Raw genomic sequence first — 17,592 nt, 5'->3', positions numbered from 1 at the left:
TGGATATATCAATGACATGTTATTCAATTTTAAATTTCTATACTTTTTGGATAAAATAGACAACAAAAACCTAAATTTAGTATTTTGACGAGCTTAAAACACATTAATTAACTGTAGCTGGAAATTATTATAATTGTTTTTATTATGAAAATAAAAAATTCTTCAGAAATGTTAAAACACTCAAACAAGATCTGGAAGGTTTCCCTGATGTTAAATTTACTGCTGACTTCTCTAAGATTCTACTGTGAAATTAGTTAGAGTTATAAATTCGACTCTACATACTCTTCGCCCGGTGAAAGAGGAGTGAACGAACTGCTTTATCTTTTACTCTCCTTTGCTATAATTATAGTGCTCATAAGGTTAAGGGTAAATGTAGGCCTATCTATCTTTATAGGCTCTCTTCTCCTGGGAATTCTCTTTAGGTTAACCCCTAAGGAGCTTTTATTGTCCCTGTACACTTCGGCAACAGAGTGGACAACTTTGAGGTTAATTATAATAATCTCCCTAATAATGGCCTTAACAAACGTTTTCTCCCAGATTGGATACCTAAGACTTATGGAAAAAGCTGTGAAAAACTTATTTCCTAGCGAGAAATACTCCTTAGCTGCCCTCCCAGCCCTAATAGGGTTAATGCCAATGCCCGCTGGAGCGCTAGTCTCTGCTCCAATGATAGAGCCAGTCGCAGACAAGCTTAAACTTTTGCCTGAAAGAAAGACCGTCATAAACTATTGGTTTAGGCACGTATGGGAGCTTTCTTGGCCCATGTATCAGGCAATAATCATAACCTCTGCAATCCTGGGAATTACGGTAAGAGAATTTAGCACCAAGATGTTCCCCTTGACTATCATAATGATAATGATTGGATATCTTATCTTTTTGAGACCAATAAAAGCCCAGGAAGACGAAAAAGGAGACTTTAAAGAGGGCCTATTCTTATTTGTAAGGAGCACATATCCAATCCTCGTGATAATATTAATCTCCGTAGTCCTTGGCTACGACATGGTTTATGGAGCTCTTTTTGGATTCCTCTCCGCACTAATTCCCAACTTTACTAGGGTTGACAAAAAGGAGATTGCAAAATATGCCCTTCAGCCAAAGATAGTCTTCCTTCTGATCTTCGGTCATGTACTTCAAAAAGCTACTCGAAGTTACAGGAGTTGTTGAGGCATTGCCAAGGACAATTATTGAGCTTAATCTTCCCATAATCCTGATTATAACACTCACACCATTCATAGTTGGGTTGATAACGGGCATAAGCTTTGCCTACGTTGGAATGACATTTCCACTCTTACTTCCTTTCCTAACAGGTTTCGACAAGATAGCCCTTGCATACTTGAGTGGATACATGGGAATGCTATTCAGCCCAGTTCACCTATGCCTGATCTTCTCTGCTGAATACTATAAAGCTGAGTTAGGAAGGGTTTACAAGGTCTTGCTAGTCCCAGGAGTGTTACTGTTTGTCCTTGGTCTCCTATACATCCTACTCCTATAAAAAATAGAGAAAAAGGAATCACTTGGTTGCCCTTGTTATTCCAACATCTTTCACGAGGACGTAGGGTGTTGACACTGGTGTGCTAACTTCCCACCAGTGGATGTGGTATGACTCCCTGCTCAACCCTTGTATATTTGAAAGTATTCTGAGCATGTTATCGCTCACACGTATGTTCCTTATTGGTTTAAGCTCTCCGTTCTCAATTAGGAATATTCCATCTCTGGGTATAGTTGAGAAGTCTCCAGTCATGTAGTTCTGGAATCTTGTGTACCACACGTTTGTGATGTATATTCCCTTCTTTACCTCTTGGAAGAGCTCATCTTTTGTGTAATCACCCGGCTCAAGGACTATATTCCAAGCTCTTGGAGATATTAGCCCAGCATTTGCCGTGGTCTCTCTTCCGTATTTCCTTGCAAAGCTCGTGTTTAGTAGGTAGGTCTTCAGAACTCCCTTATCTATGAGAGTCGTTTCTTTAGTTGGAACTCCCTCGTCGTCAAACTTTCTTGTTCCATATCCATTGGGCAAGTTACCCACATCTTTTATTGTAACGATCTCCGGGGCAAGTTGTTGGTCGAGCTTGTTGGCGAAGTAGCTGAATCCAGCTTCAACAGCGAATGCAGAGAATGCCCATCCCATGTAGCTTAACAGATTGGCAAAGGCTAATGGATCAAATATAACGTCAAACCTTCCTTCTGGTCCTTGTTCTGGATTCTTTGCGAGCTTTGCAATTTCTCCAGCTTTTCTTCCTGCACTCTCTGGATCAAACTTCTTAAGAACCCTAACGGAATTAGTTCCATGACCGCTCTCTAACTCGCCCACAAAGGCTCTCACGCTTATCTCTATTCCAGTTCCCTCGTCAAAAGCCTCAACACCGTTGCTGGTGGTTAGATAAATTTTGTCGTGATCTGTATAAAGCACTCCAGCCACTCTCTTTGCTCCTTCCTCTAGAGCTGCGTTTATGGCAATTTCAACATACTCACTTGGATCATCTAACTCTACTATAGCTTTATCAAATGTCTCTGGAATGTCTTTGTACTTAAAGGGACCCTCGGCAATTCCATAGTAGTCTTCTTTTGGCTTCATCTTCTCTAGGTTTGCCTTTAGAACTTTTAACGTGGCTTCAATGTTTTCGGGGCTTAGCTCTGTAATCGTCGTTGAAGCTATCCTTTTTCCCATCTCAACGAATACCTCGACCTTCTGCTCATGCCAGTGCTTAGCTACAGTAACTTCATTGTTTGCAAATCTTATTTGCCTCCTGTTAGTTTCGTAACTGAGGACTACAACATCTCCAAATCCCATTTCCTTTGCCTTTTTAAGTATGAGCTCGTTAACATCAAACATTTTCCCTCACCTCAAGGCCTTCTTAGTGGAATATCCCTCAATCTCGCATGAGCTCCTCCCATCCACACTGGGACTCCCTGTCCTGGTTCTCCTTTTCCACATGTTCCTGGGAAGAACTCAACCTCCCTGCCAACGGCGTCAACACTGCTCCAGAGACCTTTTGTAGTAATCTCTAGAATGGGCCTCCTTACTGGATACTTTATCTCTCCATTCTCTATGAGATAGGCTTCCCTTCCAATGTATCTCTGCTGATATCTCCTATCATCGATGTTCCACTCGTTAAATGACACCATGTAAACACCGAGCTTTACGTCCTCGATTAGCTCCTCGAATGTGTAATCCCCAGGAGCTAGGTATGTGTTGGCCATTCTGATAATTGGCTCTCTATTGTAATTTATTGCTCTCGCAGCTGCATTTGACTTAAGGCCGAGCTTTGCGGCATATTCTCTGTTCATTAAAAACTCTGTTATAATTCCATTCCTTATCAAGTACCTGGGTCTTGCCTTAACTCCCTCATCATCATACAGATAGAATCCCCAGCTGTTTGGAATTGTGGGGTCTTCAATTACCGTAACCACGTCACTTCCGATTCTCTCACCCAGCATGTCTGGCTTTACGAAGCTCTCTCCTGCCTGTGCGGCTTCTCTTCCCATTATTCTGTCAAGCTCATACGGGTGCCCAACGCTCTCGTGAACTGCAATTCCAACGACTTCTGGTGCTAAAACTAGGTCTACTTTCCCCTCTGGGGGTCTTTTACCCTCTACTATAATTTTCTTTAGCGTCTCTACCTCTCTCCTAGCCCTTTCCCAGGGTTCGTCCTTCTCTATGAGTTCTAATCCTCCGGAGAATGCCCTCTGAACGAATGGGGCCTGCTCCATCTGGCCGTTCTCAAATACAACTAGATTATACATTACCGAGACCCTGGGAATTACACTCTCCACCAAAGCACCCTCGTTGTTCATGAATATCTTATGCCAAATGAAGTCATTGTATCTTAGGAATCTCATTGGTACGTTAGCGTTTGTTGATGTTACTTCCTCTTCTATTTTCTTCAGAATTTCCAACTTCTCCTCTGGCGGGACATCTCTTATGTCCTTTCTCATCTTTACCTCATAGTACACTTCGTGGAAGTCTTCTTCGCTAAATTTTATTGGCTCTTTTCTTAGCTTTGCTGCGGCCTTTGCCATCTTTATTGCTCTCTCCACAGTCCTCGCTATGCTCTCCTTTGTGAGCACATTTGTGCTGGCAAATCCCATTCCCCCATTTACTAGGACTCTCACTCCAATTCCCTTATCTGCTAGGATTCCTAGTCCTTCTGGATTTCCGTTTTTCATTGCAAGAAAAGTTCCCTGCTTTTCTTCGAACCTTGCTTCTGCATAATCGGCACCGAGCTCCAGAGCACGGTTAACGGCGAACTCAACTAGGTCATGCATGTCCTCAACACCTCCTTAATGCAATAATATTGATGAAACATAAGTATAAAAATCTTTTCGTTTCGATGTTTGTCTTATTGATACTAGACCAGCATCCTAACTCCGATTATCAGTAGAAGAGCGGAGAAGAGAACTCTAAGCTTGTCTGAGTGTATTCTATGGGAAACTATTGCCCCAACATAGGCTCCCACTATCAATCCCGGGGCCAAAGCTAGGGCAATGCTTAAGACAACGTTTCCTTCTTTCAGATGAGTTATGGCTCCTGCTAGGGCTGTAAAGAATAAAGCTAAGCTGGATGTTCCAATTGAGTACTTAATTGGTATTCCCACAAAGATTGTGAAAAGAGGGACGTTCAATATTCCTCCACTAATTCCCAGGAGGCCGGAGAGAAAGCCAGAAGCAACTCCCACAAGGGGTACTCTTTCATAGTGTATTTTTGCTTCTTTAGAATCTTTAGCTCTCCTCTTCACTGTTAACCTTACGGCAAGATAAAACAACAACATTGAAAACGCTACCCTTAGTATTTTCTCATTAATGTCATTCGTTAGATAAGCTCCAAGCACGGCAGCTGGAATTGAAAATAATTCTTTCAATATAACAACCTTGATGTGAACTTTTCCCTTTTTGAGATGTGTATAAGCAGAGGAGAAGGAGCTTATTGCTATACAAGCTAGGCTGGTTCCTATAGCTTCATGTATGGAAAGTCCCAAAATGGTTAGAATCGGAACTATTAAAAAACCACCTCCAACTCCAAAGAGCCCTGCAATGCATCCTATAAAAAATCCAAGGAAAGAATATTTAAGCATGAAAAAGATTATTCAGTAGCTTTTAAAGCCTTTTGTCAAAATCTTTCAACGTTGACCTTCCCATTTACACTCGTTATTGTTAAGGTGTATGGAGAGTTCTGGTTGATTAGTGGAATTGACCTTCCCCTCTTAACTGCAATTACATTGACATCACAAACGTCACTTATCCTTAAATGAACACCCCCGTTGACTGTATTAATAACACCATCTCCCTCCATGTCTAGGATGTCCAGCTTTACATACCCATTTACAGAATTGACAGTTAAATCTTCGGCCATTATGCTTCCTGCTATCATTCCGTTAACCGTTGAAATTGACTTAACGTGGGAATTCTTGAGGATTATCGGCCCATTAACTGAGTTTATGCTCTCAATGCTAACCTGGGATGCAGAAATTCCTGCATTGACCGAGGAGACTTCTAAGGTAACGCCCTCGGGAACCTTAATGTTCATCTTAACCTTGCCATCTGATTTCCATGCGAAGAGGTTTAGAAATCTTTTCTCTTTTCCCTTCGTCTCTATTATGAGCTCTGAATCCTCCTTTCTTATTTCAACTCTTGGCTCTCCCTCGAGAATGTAGTATTCAATGTACACATTATCGTCTTCACTCTTTTCTATCTTCAATTTTCCATTTACAATTCTTACATGAACCTTCTTTACGTCCTTAAAGACTTCCTTCATATCAATTCCCTCCCAAGTAGTTCATTAACTCCTCTACGAGTTCCTTAATCTTTCTCCGGACTCTTGTTCTATCAATCCCAAGCCCTTCAATCACCTCCTCACCCTCGATTTTCACAATATCCTTAGCTTTCTCAATGACTTTCTTGTATGCCTCTCTGCTGTTTAGTGTATAGGTCTTCCCTCCTATCCTAATCTTTACTACACCATTCCTTGCCGAAATTATGGAATCTTCGATTCTAAGCTTTGCATAGTCCTTTCCTACTGATACAGAGATTCCATTAGAGCTTATGGCAACGTAATCCTCAGCTATCGTTAATTTCTCTGAGCCACTCCTATAGGAAATCTTGTCATTCTCTATCTCTATGTCATAATCTTCAGTTTTTATTCTCAAATTAGAGCCAATTTTTGTTAGTCGGAAGCCATTTCTGAGTTCCTCGATCGTGACCATTTCCTCATCTATTTTCCTGGGCCTTCCATCCCTGATTTTGAGGGGTCCTATTTTTACCTCTGAACCTGAGGGAGTGTCAACAATTTCCAAGAATGGCATCTTGACGTAAGTATAATTATCAGAGTCGTACACCTTGAGTATTCCGAGGTCTAGGGCTACTTCGTCCTCTCTAACTCTTAGAGATTTTTGGTGTAGTAAAGCCTCTACTGTGCGAACAAAATTTTCATTGGCTGTAACTTTTCTCCCTTTTATATCCTGGGATGTCCAGATAACTACTGGGGAAATTAGTTTCCTTCTTATACTCCCTAAAGGAGTTTGAGCTTCAACTTCAACGCTTCCCTCTATTGCCCATCCGACTCTTTTCCTACCGAATTTTAGTGGATAGGCTTTTCCCTCTCCCCTAACTTTGACATCGCCAAAGTCGAGATCGTTGAATTCGTAAGCTTTCTTTTCTACTTTTGGAATTATGTCCTCTTTTTTCCTTATTCGGGGAGTTTCAATGCCTCCAACTAGAATGCCTGCAATTGAGAGAACTACAAAGTATGCAAATGCCATCTTTGAAGTTACTGGGAAGTCCTCGGGAATTCCAAGCCACTTTCCTACGAATAGGAACAGGGAAATTAGGAAAGCCGCCTTTGCTAGGGAGAAAATTATTCCACTCAGCGTTACTCCAAACCACCTGCCCACCCCAAGGACTTCCACTATAACTATGAGGCCTATTATTGCCCATACCATGTATTCGTTGTACTTCTCCAATCCCAACCATCCTTTAAATAGCCAGATAACAAGCAGCAGTCCAGTTATGGCCTTTAGGTAGTCTCTAATCTTAAATCTAATTTCACTCATTTTCTTCACCCTCCTCTCCTAAAGCAGAGATTAGCATGAGGATCCTCAAAAACAGCATTCCATCTTGGGTTATTTCGTACTTTTCTCCCTTCCTTACCATCTTGGTCTTCGTGAGAATCTTCAAATGGTGGGAGACAGTTGGACTTTCTACTCCAAGGGCCTCTTTAATCTCCTTAAAGCTCATTGGCCTTTCAGATAGCATCTTCATTATCCTAATTCTGTCTGGGTTTGCAAGGGCCTTTAGGACTTTAGCCGCGTTCTCCTCATTTATCGTGGATATACTTTCTATCTTCTTCCTTAATCTAGCTTTTATGGAGAGCATTACTTCATCTACAGGATCAATGCTTTCCTCAAGTGCTTCAAGCCTCTTTTTCAGCTCTTCAAGCTGTCTCCTTAAGTCCTCCATTTTCCCACCTAGTACAAATTTTTGTAGTACATTTTTCTGTACTAAATTAGGGTGAAAAGTATATAAAAATTTATCTGTCTGTGTAATTACAGAATACAATAATTGTTGAATTATTTAATTGTGCAATTATGTAGAGAATACCTCAGAAAATAACTTCTGGGCGAATTCTCTAAGACTCTTCTTTGCTATCTTAGAGAGTATCTTCTGAGCATTGCTCCCGTATTGTGCGGCCTTTTTCTCCCTAAAGGCAACTTCTTCTGGCAAGCCAAAATCTAGTGCAATTCTCCTCAAAATTGCCTTTCTAACTCCCTCTCTTATCTTTTCTTCTAGGGGAACCCTTAAGGCTAGAGAGACAAAGGGCAAATCCAAGTAGGGGTATCTAACTTCCACACCATTTAGCATTCCCACTTTATCATCTCTACCTAAGTTTCTCTCGGCTATCTCCTCTATATCTTTTCTCATCAAAGAGGGATTCTCGAGATACTTTGCATATCCTCCAAACAGTTCATCAGCACCCTGGCCACTCAAAAGGACCTTAACATCATCCTTCCTAGCAAGCTTTGTGGCAAAATATAGAGGAATTGCAATGGCTAAGTTCATTGGATTTGGCTCCTCTATAGCGAACATTACATTCTTAATCTCCCTCTCAACTTCCTCCCGGGTAAATATATACTCTCTAAGCTCAAGTCTAAGCTCATCACTAACTTTTCTGGCCCACTCAACGTCTTTACTATCCTCCGTTCCCGCAGTGTAGAGAACTACCTTAGAGTATTTTGAAGCTAACAAAGCTATTAATGAGCTGTCCAATCCTCCTGAAAAGAGCACTCCAACTTTTTTAGCTGTCCTTATTCTTACAGCATCTTGAAGTAAATTCTTAAGACCGTCGTAGTATCCTTTTCCAGAACCTTTAATGTCCCAGGGGGAAAGTAGCTTCATCTTCTCTTCTTCTGGCAACTTAACGAGCTCACCTGGGTTAACTGGTATTGCTTCTTCACCTACACTCCACAACACCTTCTTCTCTGACCCAAACCTCCCCCTTGGGGAATAGTAGAGTGGTCTAACTCCAATAGGATCCCTAAACAAATAGATTTTACCATTGAGAGCAAATGCGACGGCGTAGTCTCCCCTCAACATAAGCATCGCTTTTTTAACGGCCTCCTCAACTTTCATCTTTTTGTCAAATATAAAATACTCCAAAAGTCTTAGGATAACCTCACTGTCCACGTCACTCTCAAATGATGCTCCCCTCTCTATTAACCACTTCCTCAAACTTTCGTGGTTATATATCTCTCCATTGTGGACGAGAACAATGTCATTGTAAAAGGGTTGGGTATAGTTTTTAGATCCAGTCATTGCAAGCCTACACTGGGCTAAAACAACGTTGCCCCCTCTAATTTCTTTTATCTCTGAGAAGTCCTCAGATTTTATAACTAACCCATCGCTCCATACGCCAAAAGAATCTGGTCCTCTATGCTTTCCAGTAATTATCATCTTGACGATTTCTTCCTTTGTTAGATTTATTCCTCCGGTTATTAGACACATCGGATCTTACTTTTCAAGAGGACGTAAAAACTCTTGCATTTTCCATGTGGGATAGTATTTAACGGGTGTAAAATACAATGAATGCCTATTCAACAACTATCTTCACTTCTGAAATTTTGTTCTTCTCACTAAGAATCCAAGCTTTGTATTCCCCTTTTTCATTTACAATTAACCAGATGACTGGCCACCTCTTCATCCCTTCCAAGTCTTTTCCACTAGGAATTGGGGGGCAAGCTATGTGAGAATGAAAAATCCCAACAACTTCAAGATTCTCCTGCTCAGCCTCTTCAAGGGCCTTGAGCATTTCTTCTGGATCCATTTCAAATTCAACTGGAGAATTTAGCCTGTTTCTGATGAATCTTACTTTTAAAACCCTGTTCTCTTTACCAAATAGAAAGCCACAAACTTCAACGCTCGATGAAGAAACAACTTTCAAAATGGCCCTTAAGTAATGTTGAGGGATAATAAGGGTGGAAAAAGAAAAATCACTCTTCGAGGAGGATGGCATTTACAACGCCGTCTTGCCCAGGTCTGGAGGTAACCTTTGCCTTTCCAATCTCAGTCTCAATGATGGCTCCCTTGGTTATTATGTTTCTTCTTGCGAACTGCCTATTTGCTGGATTCTCGATGACCCTTATGATTCTAACCTTTCTACCCTTCCCACTCTTGTCAAATACGTTTGCATATGCAGCGGCTGTTAATCTAACCTTCCTGTTGCCACCGTAAGTTCTTATGATCTTTCTCTTGTCTTGCTCAGCTACTCTTGTGTTGGAGGGTTCCCTTCCAAGCTCCCTTTTCCTCTTCTTCCTCGCGAGGACAATCCTTCCACCTGAGGGCTTCTTAAGTGATCTTCCCTGCCAAATCGCCATTTAATCCCACCTCGCTATTGGGCATTAAAGGAAGTAATTTATAAGTTTTTTCGTGAGCTTAATATTCCATATTAATGAACTTTGTGAATGCCGTAAATAACGTGAATGCTATAGCTAACACTAAGATATTCCCCCATGCTAATTGTAGGCTTTCTAATATTTATTGACCTATCCTCGACAAATATGCTAAGGCTAAATATCACTTTACTTATCTGAGGCTTCCGCTGAAGATCATTCTAATAATTTCTTGGTAATGGTAGTTTGGTGAGAGGTATAGGATTCCTTCCGTAGTTTTTACAAGTTCGTTCAGCCATTCCTGGTAAGATGGATCTTGGATTATTAACTCCTGAAGCTCTTCTTCGGTAAAATTTGATGCACCCGCTGGAATGCTTGGGATTAGTGGTAGACCTCACTCTTGGAGCTTTCTTGGTAAGTACCAAACCTTCGTGGAGGAATATTATAGCGGCTATGGGCCCACAGGCATCAGAAAGTTCGGCAATTCAACGTTTCAACCAATTTCGGGGGTGTACTAACTTTTGGAGGTGCAACCCTGTTAATTTTTTAAATAACATGAATTAGAGATAATTTTCCATACTAAAGTTAAGAGTGCCAAAGTCTTTTAGTTGATATAAAAAGAATAAATCTAACTCTCAAAAAAACTTGCTTAGTTCATCAAACAGCGTGACAATGTCATCCTCAGTATTGTAGAGGTGTGGCGAGACTCTTATGCCAAAGATTCCCTTTGCTCCCCTTAAGGAGACCACAATTCCTTTCTCTTCCAAATTTTTCACTATTTCTCTCTGCTTCACATAGTCCACTCCTAATCTCAGAAGAGTTATCTGTGATGAACCTAAAGCAGTTACACCTAGTTCGTATGCGTACTCCCTAACCCTTTTTGCTAGCTTCATGTCGTGCTTCTCGATTTTTTCAATTCCCACACTATTTATGAGCTCTAAGGAAGCATCTAGGGCCACTATGCTAACGTAAGGAGGAGTTCCAGGATCAAGCTTTCTAGCGTCTTTTCTTACAGGAAGAATATCCCAAACATCCTTTCTCTCATCTCCCCACCACTCTGACCATGGAACTTCTGGTTGGGTGTTTAAAAGCCCCAATATAGGTTCGCTAACTTCAATTAATTCCTCCGATATCCACATGACTCCACTTCCCGTATTTGGGTTAAGGAGCCACTTCTCTCCCCCTGCCACGAGGGCATCTACTTCCATCTTCTCTGGATACACCTCTAATGCTCCCAGGGATTGAACTGCATCCACAATAACCCAGGCTCCATGCTCGTGAGCAACTCCGGCAATCTCTTTCGTTGGCATTCTCTGCCCAGTAATCCACTGCACATCACTAAAAACCACGGCAAAGGTGTTATCGTCTATTACCCTCTCTACATCCTCCATGTAATATAATCCCCCTTTGTTTCCGATAACTTTAACTTCCAAACCATGCCTTTTGGCATAGCTTTTTAATATGGCAGAAATCGTGGGGAATTCTAGGTCAAAGGAGACAATCTTCATGCCTTTCTTGGGGGTTAGAGATGTTAGAATTCTCTTTAGGCCATCTGTAGTTTGAAGACTCACTGTTATGTTCTCGGGGTTAGTTTTCATAAGCTTCGCGGCCTTTTTCAACATGGGGTTAAAGTAGAGCTCATCAAGAATCTCAACAGCGTTTATTCCATCCTCGTAGTTTATAACGTCTAAGAGAAATTCATTCACTTTTTGGTAAACTGTTAAGGGCATTAAACCCAGGCCGGCAGTGTTGAGATATGCCCTAAACCTCTTAAGTCCTGGGAATAATTCCTTCATTGGCTTCACCACTAAAACTTTTTGGTGAAGGATAAATAAGTTGTGGAGGTGTAAGAATGGCTGAGCTGTGGGAGATAGTTTCATTCCTAGATGAATACCTCAAGATTTCTGAATATCCTGACAAATCCAGCAACGGTTTGCAAGTTGAGGGGAAGGAGGAAGTTAACACGATAGCATTTGCGGTAGATGCATGTTTGGACACAATAGTTAAAGCTAGGGCCTTCAATGCAGACATGCTCATAGTCCACCATGGCCTAATATGGGGAGGGGTAAAGTACGTGAAGGGGCTTTTTGCAAAGAGAGTCAAGGAACTTTTGAAGAGCAACATGAACCTCTACGCTGCCCACCTTCCTTTAGATGCTCATCCAGAAGTTGGAAATAATGCTCAACTCCTTAAGTTACTTGGGCTTGAGCCGAAAGAAAAGTTTGGGGAATACCACGGTGTTATGATTGGATACATTGGGGAGTTCGAGGAGGAAAAACCTCTTCCCTTAATAGCTCAGATGCTTGCGGAAAAGTTACCAGTCGATTATGTGAAGAGTTATGAATTTGGAGTACAAGAGATAAAGAGGGTCGGAGTTGTCAGTGGTGGAGGAGGATTTGCGGTGGAGGAGGCAAGTGAAAAGGGCGTTGACCTATTCATAACGGGTGAGTTTACACATGAAGACTACAGAGCGGCAGAAGATTTGAGGCTTAGCGTGATCGCCGCTGGCCACTACGCCACAGAGACCCTGGGAGTAAAGGCTCTAATGCCAATCTTAAGAGAAAAGTTTGGAGTGAAGACAATATTCATAGACAGCCCAACTGGGCTATGAGTGCATTGCGTAGTGTATTAACTCATCCCAGTCCAAGTTTAACTCCAATCCCTCTATTCCAAATATTGTTCCCAGGGTTGTAAAGATGAAGTACAGGGAAATGAACGCTATCATGAATCCAAATTCTGCAACGAGAGTAATTAAGATTGCCTCCTTTATTTCAAGTTTTTTGTAAGCTAAAACTGTGAAGAAGGTAAATGCCATTGCTGCCAATATGTTTCCAAACAGAGTAACTAAGGTAGCTCCAACGGAAAGTGCAAATAGGATGAACTTTCTTGGTCTCTTATACGTGAATACTTCAAAGCCCGTCTTTAGAAACTCGTAATACATAATGGTAGACAGTAATATGACAAAAAAGTCAGCGGGTGCTATGAAGGGATATTCCGAGAGGTTCATCTTTCTCCCTCACCCCACCTGGGATCTCATCAAATATATATTCTTCTCTCAACCCCAACAGTATCTCGACTTCCCTTGGAGTTAAGACCGGTTTTCTCCAGTTCTCATAATCATCTATTGGAACCCTCGGGCACGCAACGATAACGTAAGCATCGAAGCTGAATCCTTCAAGTTTCGAGTAGCTTATGTCGTTCATTGCAATTAACTTGGCCTCTCTTCCATGGTCTTTGAGAAGCTTGATTATTCTCTTTGCCTCATTTAGCCTTAACTGTCCTCTCTTGGTACTTATCACAACTCCAAATCTTTTAGCGTCCATAGCCTTGGCTATTTGTGCCCACCTTTTTCTGATAAACCTTTCCGCTAGCTCATTTATCCACTGGCAATCCCCACTATAGGGATTAACAGCTAAAACTCTTTTTCCAGTTGCTAGGGCCAATCCCAGGGGGTGGAAGGTTCCAGAGCCTATGAATAGTATTCCATCTCCCTCAACCTTGGCAACAGAAAAGTTACATCCCAAAACTTGGCTAGGCCAAGATACCCTATTATCTCCCCTCCCCACAACTGGCTCGAATCCCTGGGACTTAAGATACTCTATTGCCCTCTCAAGTTGGTGAATGTGCTGGGCTGTGGTTGTCACGATTATCTTTTTCCCAAGCTTCTTGATCTCGTGAAGGTTCTTTTTCAAGGCTTCAACTACATTAACCTTGGCAAACGCGGGAACGAAAATAGTGGGTACTTCTAAAGATAACATCATGAAGGAGTGTCCCAGGTGTATTAGGGCGTCGCAACCTAGCAATCTAGCTTCATGATCTGCAGGATCACAAGCACCATAATTAATTTCACCGTGAAGTATAACTTCAATTTCATTTTTTTCTAAAAATTCTGCGAGTTCTTCTGCTTCTCGCCTTAACCCTTCGGGAGATTGGATTAGAACTTTCTTTGCCCCTATATTTTTCAACTTTTCGAGAATTTCTTCTTTTGGTATTTCGTGCAACATGAAGAAAAAGAGGGAAAGGAAGTTAAAAACTTCACCCTATAACCTGGGCAAAGGCGTACTTGCTCTTCACGGAGTTTATAACGATCTCCACTTCGTCCCCCACATGTGTATTGGGGACAAAGATTACAAACCCCTTAATTCTGGCTATCCCATCTCCTCCTTTGCCCATGCTTTCTATCTTAACCTTATATCTTTCTCCAACCTTCACTGGTGCTGAGTTTTCAAACCTTCTTCCTTTCCTTTCTCCATCAAACCTTCTTCTATTCCTTCTCATATCTCCACCTTGCATCTCCAACACATCCATCCACAGTTTGGGCAAACACCCCAGAAGAGGTGTCTGCCCAAGAATGGTCTAAGCGTTTGTTTATAAACATTTTTATGGCCACGAAGTTATTTTAACCACCTGAGACGACGGGGATAACTTCCACAAAGTCTCCATCCTTAACTTCATCATCTTCCAGTACAACTTTCCCATTAACCTTAGCTATTGCACTTTCAGTGTTAAATCCCACGGCTCTTAGGATGTCTCTGACTTTCATTCCTTCCCTCCACTCGATTTCCTTCTCTATGTTTCTCCCTATGACCTTCACCTTTATCATTTTCATCCCCAAGGGTAACTTATGGAAAAACTCTATAAACTTAGCTCTTGTTCCACCATTGGGTGAGTTAAGTGGAGGATCTCAGGCCTGAGAGAATTCAGGAAATCGGGAGAACAGACTGCCCTGTGTGCAAAGGGAAAAATACATTAAAATTAATCCAGTTCATTCACAAGATACCCTATTTAGGAGAGGTAATGCTTTCAACCGCAATATGTGATAATTGTGGTTACAGGGATGCCGATGTCATGATACTCGAGGCGAGAGAGCCAAAGTTGTACGAAGTAAAGGTTGAAGAGGAGAAAGATCTCTTTACGAGAGTTGTGAGGAGTAAAAGCGGGACTATTGAGCTTCCAGAACTTGGAATAACAATAGAGCCAGGCCCAAGAGCTGAAGGGTTTATAAGCAACATTGAGGGGGTTCTTGAGAGGGTCAAAGAAGTCCTACTTATGGCGAGAGATTTCAAGGAGCAGGAAAATGATGAAGCAAGTGTGAAGAAAATTGACGAGCTTCTCAGATATATAGAGGAGGTAAAGGAAGGTAAGAAGCCGTTGACTGTAAGGATAATGGATCCCTTCGGAAACAGTGCTTTAATTGGAGAAAAGGTAAAGAGTAGAAGGCTCACGAAAGAGGAAATCAAAAGCCTGAGCACTGGGCCTTATTATGTCATTGATCTTGATGAACTTCCTCAGCAATGACAGCTAATCCCTTAACGTTGAACACGAATGCTCTCTTTTCTCCACTTAAATTGGCTTCAATTCTTCTTCTAATTTTCCAGTATTCCTCTTCTGGAACGCTTATTCTTAAAGTTGCTCTTCCATAACCTTCTTTTCTTAGGAAATCGTTAATTCTAACTGGATGGAAAGGCATTGTTTTTACAACGACATAAGCTCTCTTAAAGTATTTACACTTTATTTCTTCATCGCTCGTCGCCAAAATTCTTCTTTTTTCTCTAAGGAGTAGCTTAAGCTCTCCCCTAACTGTATGGAAAAGCTCATTTATCAAGTCTGCGTAGTCTATTCCCTGGGGAATTTCGTAGATATACCTTCCAGGCTCATCAACTTCCTCCACTATATTCTCCAGATCTGGATTGCTCTCAAGTCTTGCCCCCTGGGGAAGAAGAACAGCACTTCTTTCTGCCTTCGCTAGGGGTTCAGTGTAGAAGGTTAGCCTATTCACGTGCCCATAGAGGTCTATGTACTCAAATTCTCCCTTCCAGGGAACTTTTTCTCTCCTTATTTGTGGGGGAAGGTCAAAGATAAAACTCTCGGTTTTTTCCTTGTAGGCCTCGTAAACCTTAAGGGGGCTTGGAAGTAGATCTTCAAGGTTTCTCTCTGGAACTTCGGGAGGTCTGGCAGGATCTGAGAATATTACCTCCGCATTAATCTTCTCAACAATTTCCGGATCTAGAGAATCCCCAACGATAAACTTGATATTTACCCCATACTTATCTGCGTTCCTCTTCGCGAACTCTATCTTTATGGGATCAATGTCAACACCAATGCTCTCGATTCCATGTTTTGCAAAGAATATCAATTGTATTCCAACTCCACAAGAAACGTCGGCAACGCTCTTAACTCCCTGCTCCTTTAGTCTTTTTCCTCTATAGTCGGCTACCATTTCGTGAGTGGCATACCTGAGGCCTTCTAAGTCAAACCATAAATCGTTCCTTGAGAATTTGTCTTTGGCCTTTATTCTCGCCTTTGCTACTTCCAAGGCTATGTTGAATTCTTCTTCGGGGAGTTTTAGTGCTCTCTTAATCTTTTTTATATCGTATCCTTTTCTTATCATCTCCTCAGCCAGCTTAACGGCTTCTTCGGTGATGAGAGTTAGGTCAACCATTCACATCCCTCCATACTAAGTAGATAGTTATGATCACTCTTAAAGTACTCCACGCGGCTAAGAGCGCAAATAATGGCTTTATTAATCCCAGGAGGGCGAATATCATTGTTACAAATATTCTCTCATCCCTCTTACCTGGGATTTTTCTTAAAGCTGGAACGACCTTGTATGCATCTGCACAATAGGCTCCCCTAAATCTTTCGGTTGAATAACTCACCATTGCCGAAGAGAAGATTGCAATTCCTGCAATTACCCACCATATTGGCTCTCTTATAGTCACGTAGGCTAAGGTTAGGAGGTAAGTAAAGTCTACATACCTGTCGAGAATGGAGTCAAAAAATCCGCCAAACTTGCTAGTCTGCATCCTTGCCCTTGCAATTTCTCCATCAACTCCGTCAAATATCGAGCTTATTTGGTAAAGAATTGCAGCTAAAGGAACGCTGATTAGATTCATTAATCCGGAAAATATGCCAAAGAGAAAGGTTACTATTGTTAACTTGTTTGGGGTTATGTGATCGACGAGAAGGGCCGAGATTCTAGTTGAGATTTTTCTATTAATATATCTACTTATGAATCCATCTCCAACCCCCTTTACCGAGGAGTAAACTATTAACTTTCTCGCCTTCTTCAAATCACCTGGAGTATCCACATCCATCCAATATAGCCCATCTACGTAGCTAACTTTTAATCTCGCCCTCTTAACAACATCCTTAAGCTCTACAACTTCCTTTTCCTTTAAGATATCTTCAATGACACTGAATATTGAGTCATCTAAAATGAAAAACCCTGTATCTACTCCATCCCATGAAGGTATCTCTTTTCCAATGTCAACAACCCTGTCGTTCTCGATTTTAACTTTAGTCGCCTCATCAATGTCCACAAATTTAGGATTTCTATCTACAATGAGGCCTTCTCCCCTCAAGGCTAATTCATAAAACTTCTCCTCATATATGTGATCACTCATCACGAGGACGAATTTGCCCTTCACAAAATCCTTTGCAACATAAAGTGAATATCCATTCCCCTTTTCGGGAAATCTATTCACAGCAAGTTTTACATTTTGCAGGTTGTTCTCTTTTACGAATTCTTCAAATTTTTGAAGGTATCTCTCGTTTGTAACGATGATAAATTCTTTAATTCCGTTTTTTTCGAGGTTCTTAATTGTTCTGTAGAGGATCTCTCTTCCTGCGATCTTTAGTAGTCCCTTTGGTTTCTCTCCCATTCTACTCCCATATCCAGCAGCTAGAATAACCCCTTTCACTTCCTCACCTC

Annotated in this window: 18 protein-coding genes and 1 pseudogene; 3 read left to right on the top strand and 16 right to left on the bottom strand. The window is 41.4% G+C overall.

Annotated elements, in window-relative coordinates; all coding sequences use genetic code 11:
* Nucleotides 1–303: 303 nt before the first annotated feature.
* Nucleotides 304–1,492 (top strand): annotated as a pseudogene (locus ACMFNG_RS08035) (TIGR00529 family membrane protein).
* Nucleotides 1,493–1,510: 18 nt separating this feature from the next.
* Here ACMFNG_RS08035 and ACMFNG_RS08030 read toward each other — a convergent pair.
* The 10 genes from ACMFNG_RS08030 to ACMFNG_RS07985 form a co-directional block, all read right to left on the bottom strand.
* Complete coding sequence (locus ACMFNG_RS08030; RefSeq protein WP_011012214.1) at nucleotides 1,511–2,833, bottom strand: TldD/PmbA family protein; 1,323 nt, start codon at nucleotides 2,831–2,833, stop codon at nucleotides 1,511–1,513.
* A gap of 11 nt (nucleotides 2,834–2,844) precedes the next feature.
* Complete coding sequence (locus ACMFNG_RS08025) at nucleotides 2,845–4,266, bottom strand: TldD/PmbA family protein (RefSeq protein WP_011012213.1); 1,422 nt, start codon at nucleotides 4,264–4,266, stop codon at nucleotides 2,845–2,847.
* A gap of 83 nt (nucleotides 4,267–4,349) precedes the next feature.
* On the bottom strand, nucleotides 4,350–5,072 hold the full coding sequence (locus ACMFNG_RS08020; protein WP_014835321.1) for a sulfite exporter TauE/SafE family protein: 723 nt from the start codon (nucleotides 5,070–5,072) through the stop codon (nucleotides 4,350–4,352).
* Nucleotides 5,073–5,107: 35 nt separating this feature from the next.
* Nucleotides 5,108–5,752, bottom strand: coding sequence for a DUF4097 family beta strand repeat-containing protein (locus tag ACMFNG_RS08015; RefSeq protein ID WP_011012211.1), 645 nt, complete (start codon nucleotides 5,750–5,752; stop codon nucleotides 5,108–5,110).
* Nucleotide 5,753: 1 nt separating this feature from the next.
* Nucleotides 5,754–7,046 carry a membrane protein gene (locus tag ACMFNG_RS08010; RefSeq protein ID WP_014835320.1) on the bottom strand — a complete coding sequence of 431 codons (1,293 nt, stop codon included), beginning with the start codon at nucleotides 7,044–7,046 and terminating at the stop codon, nucleotides 5,754–5,756.
* Nucleotides 7,039–7,452, bottom strand: a complete 414-nt coding sequence (locus ACMFNG_RS08005) for an ArsR/SmtB family transcription factor (protein ID WP_011012209.1) — start codon at nucleotides 7,450–7,452, stop codon at nucleotides 7,039–7,041. The genes ACMFNG_RS08010 and ACMFNG_RS08005 overlap by 8 nt, the downstream gene beginning before the upstream one ends.
* Nucleotides 7,453–7,578: 126 nt before the next feature.
* On the bottom strand, nucleotides 7,579–8,994 hold the full coding sequence (locus ACMFNG_RS08000) for a DUF7411 family protein (RefSeq protein ID WP_011012208.1): 1,416 nt from the start codon (nucleotides 8,992–8,994) through the stop codon (nucleotides 7,579–7,581).
* 85 nt (nucleotides 8,995–9,079) lie between these two features.
* On the bottom strand, nucleotides 9,080–9,502 hold the full coding sequence (locus ACMFNG_RS07995; RefSeq protein ID WP_011012207.1) for a desampylase: 423 nt from the start codon (nucleotides 9,500–9,502) through the stop codon (nucleotides 9,080–9,082).
* Nucleotides 9,480–9,863 carry a 30S ribosomal protein S8e gene (locus ACMFNG_RS07990; RefSeq protein WP_011012206.1) on the bottom strand — a complete coding sequence of 128 codons (384 nt, stop codon included), beginning with the start codon at nucleotides 9,861–9,863 and terminating at the stop codon, nucleotides 9,480–9,482. Before ACMFNG_RS07990 ends, ACMFNG_RS07995 begins: the two co-directional genes overlap by 23 nt.
* 650 nt (nucleotides 9,864–10,513) lie before the next feature.
* On the bottom strand, nucleotides 10,514–11,674 hold the full coding sequence (locus tag ACMFNG_RS07985) for an aminotransferase class V-fold PLP-dependent enzyme (RefSeq protein WP_014835319.1): 1,161 nt from the start codon (nucleotides 11,672–11,674) through the stop codon (nucleotides 10,514–10,516).
* Nucleotides 11,675–11,730: 56 nt separating this feature from the next.
* Here ACMFNG_RS07985 and ACMFNG_RS07980 point away from each other — a divergent pair, with 56 nt between their 5' ends.
* A complete protein-coding gene (locus ACMFNG_RS07980) occupies nucleotides 11,731–12,489 on the top strand; it encodes a Nif3-like dinuclear metal center hexameric protein (protein WP_011012202.1) in 759 nt (252 codons plus the stop codon).
* On the opposite strand, the gene ACMFNG_RS07975 is transcribed toward ACMFNG_RS07980, so the two are convergent.
* The 4 genes from ACMFNG_RS07975 to ACMFNG_RS07960 form a co-directional block, all read right to left on the bottom strand.
* The gene (locus ACMFNG_RS07975) at nucleotides 12,484–12,885 is read right to left on the bottom strand and encodes a hypothetical protein (RefSeq protein ID WP_011012201.1); all 402 of its coding nucleotides are present in this window, start codon (nucleotides 12,883–12,885) and stop codon (nucleotides 12,484–12,486) included. The genes ACMFNG_RS07980 and ACMFNG_RS07975 overlap by 6 nt on opposite strands.
* Nucleotides 12,848–13,882, bottom strand: a complete 1,035-nt coding sequence (gene dph2, locus ACMFNG_RS07970) for a diphthamide biosynthesis enzyme Dph2 (protein WP_011012200.1) — start codon at nucleotides 13,880–13,882, stop codon at nucleotides 12,848–12,850. The genes ACMFNG_RS07975 and dph2 overlap by 38 nt, the downstream gene beginning before the upstream one ends.
* 31 nt (nucleotides 13,883–13,913) lie before the next feature.
* A complete protein-coding gene (locus tag ACMFNG_RS07965) occupies nucleotides 13,914–14,156 on the bottom strand; it encodes a TRAM domain-containing protein (RefSeq protein WP_014835317.1) in 243 nt (80 codons plus the stop codon).
* Between the two features lie 121 nt (nucleotides 14,157–14,277).
* On the bottom strand, nucleotides 14,278–14,481 hold the full coding sequence (locus tag ACMFNG_RS07960) for a MoaD/ThiS family protein (protein WP_014835316.1): 204 nt from the start codon (nucleotides 14,479–14,481) through the stop codon (nucleotides 14,278–14,280).
* Between the two features lie 71 nt (nucleotides 14,482–14,552).
* Between ACMFNG_RS07960 and ACMFNG_RS07955 the strand changes: the two genes are divergently transcribed.
* Nucleotides 14,553–15,176: a ZPR1 zinc finger domain-containing protein gene (locus tag ACMFNG_RS07955; RefSeq protein ID WP_011012197.1), complete on the top strand. Its 624-nt coding sequence runs from the start codon at nucleotides 14,553–14,555 to the stop codon at nucleotides 15,174–15,176.
* On the opposite strand, the gene ACMFNG_RS07950 is transcribed toward ACMFNG_RS07955, so the two are convergent.
* Nucleotides 15,145–16,320 carry a class I SAM-dependent methyltransferase gene (locus tag ACMFNG_RS07950; protein WP_011012196.1) on the bottom strand — a complete coding sequence of 392 codons (1,176 nt, stop codon included), beginning with the start codon at nucleotides 16,318–16,320 and terminating at the stop codon, nucleotides 15,145–15,147. The genes ACMFNG_RS07955 and ACMFNG_RS07950 overlap by 32 nt on opposite strands.
* Nucleotides 16,313–17,581 carry a bifunctional L-myo-inositol-1-phosphate cytidylyltransferase/CDP-L-myo-inositol myo-inositolphosphotransferase gene (locus tag ACMFNG_RS07945; RefSeq protein ID WP_014835315.1) on the bottom strand — a complete coding sequence of 423 codons (1,269 nt, stop codon included), beginning with the start codon at nucleotides 17,579–17,581 and terminating at the stop codon, nucleotides 16,313–16,315. The genes ACMFNG_RS07950 and ACMFNG_RS07945 overlap by 8 nt, the downstream gene beginning before the upstream one ends.
* Between the last annotated feature and the right edge of the window lie 11 nt (nucleotides 17,582–17,592).

It is taken from the genome of Pyrococcus woesei (genome assembly GCF_050496105.1).
Lineage (GTDB): Archaea > Methanobacteriota_B > Thermococci > Thermococcales > Thermococcaceae > Pyrococcus > Pyrococcus furiosus.
This window is presented reverse-complemented; position numbering and strand designations above follow the sequence as displayed.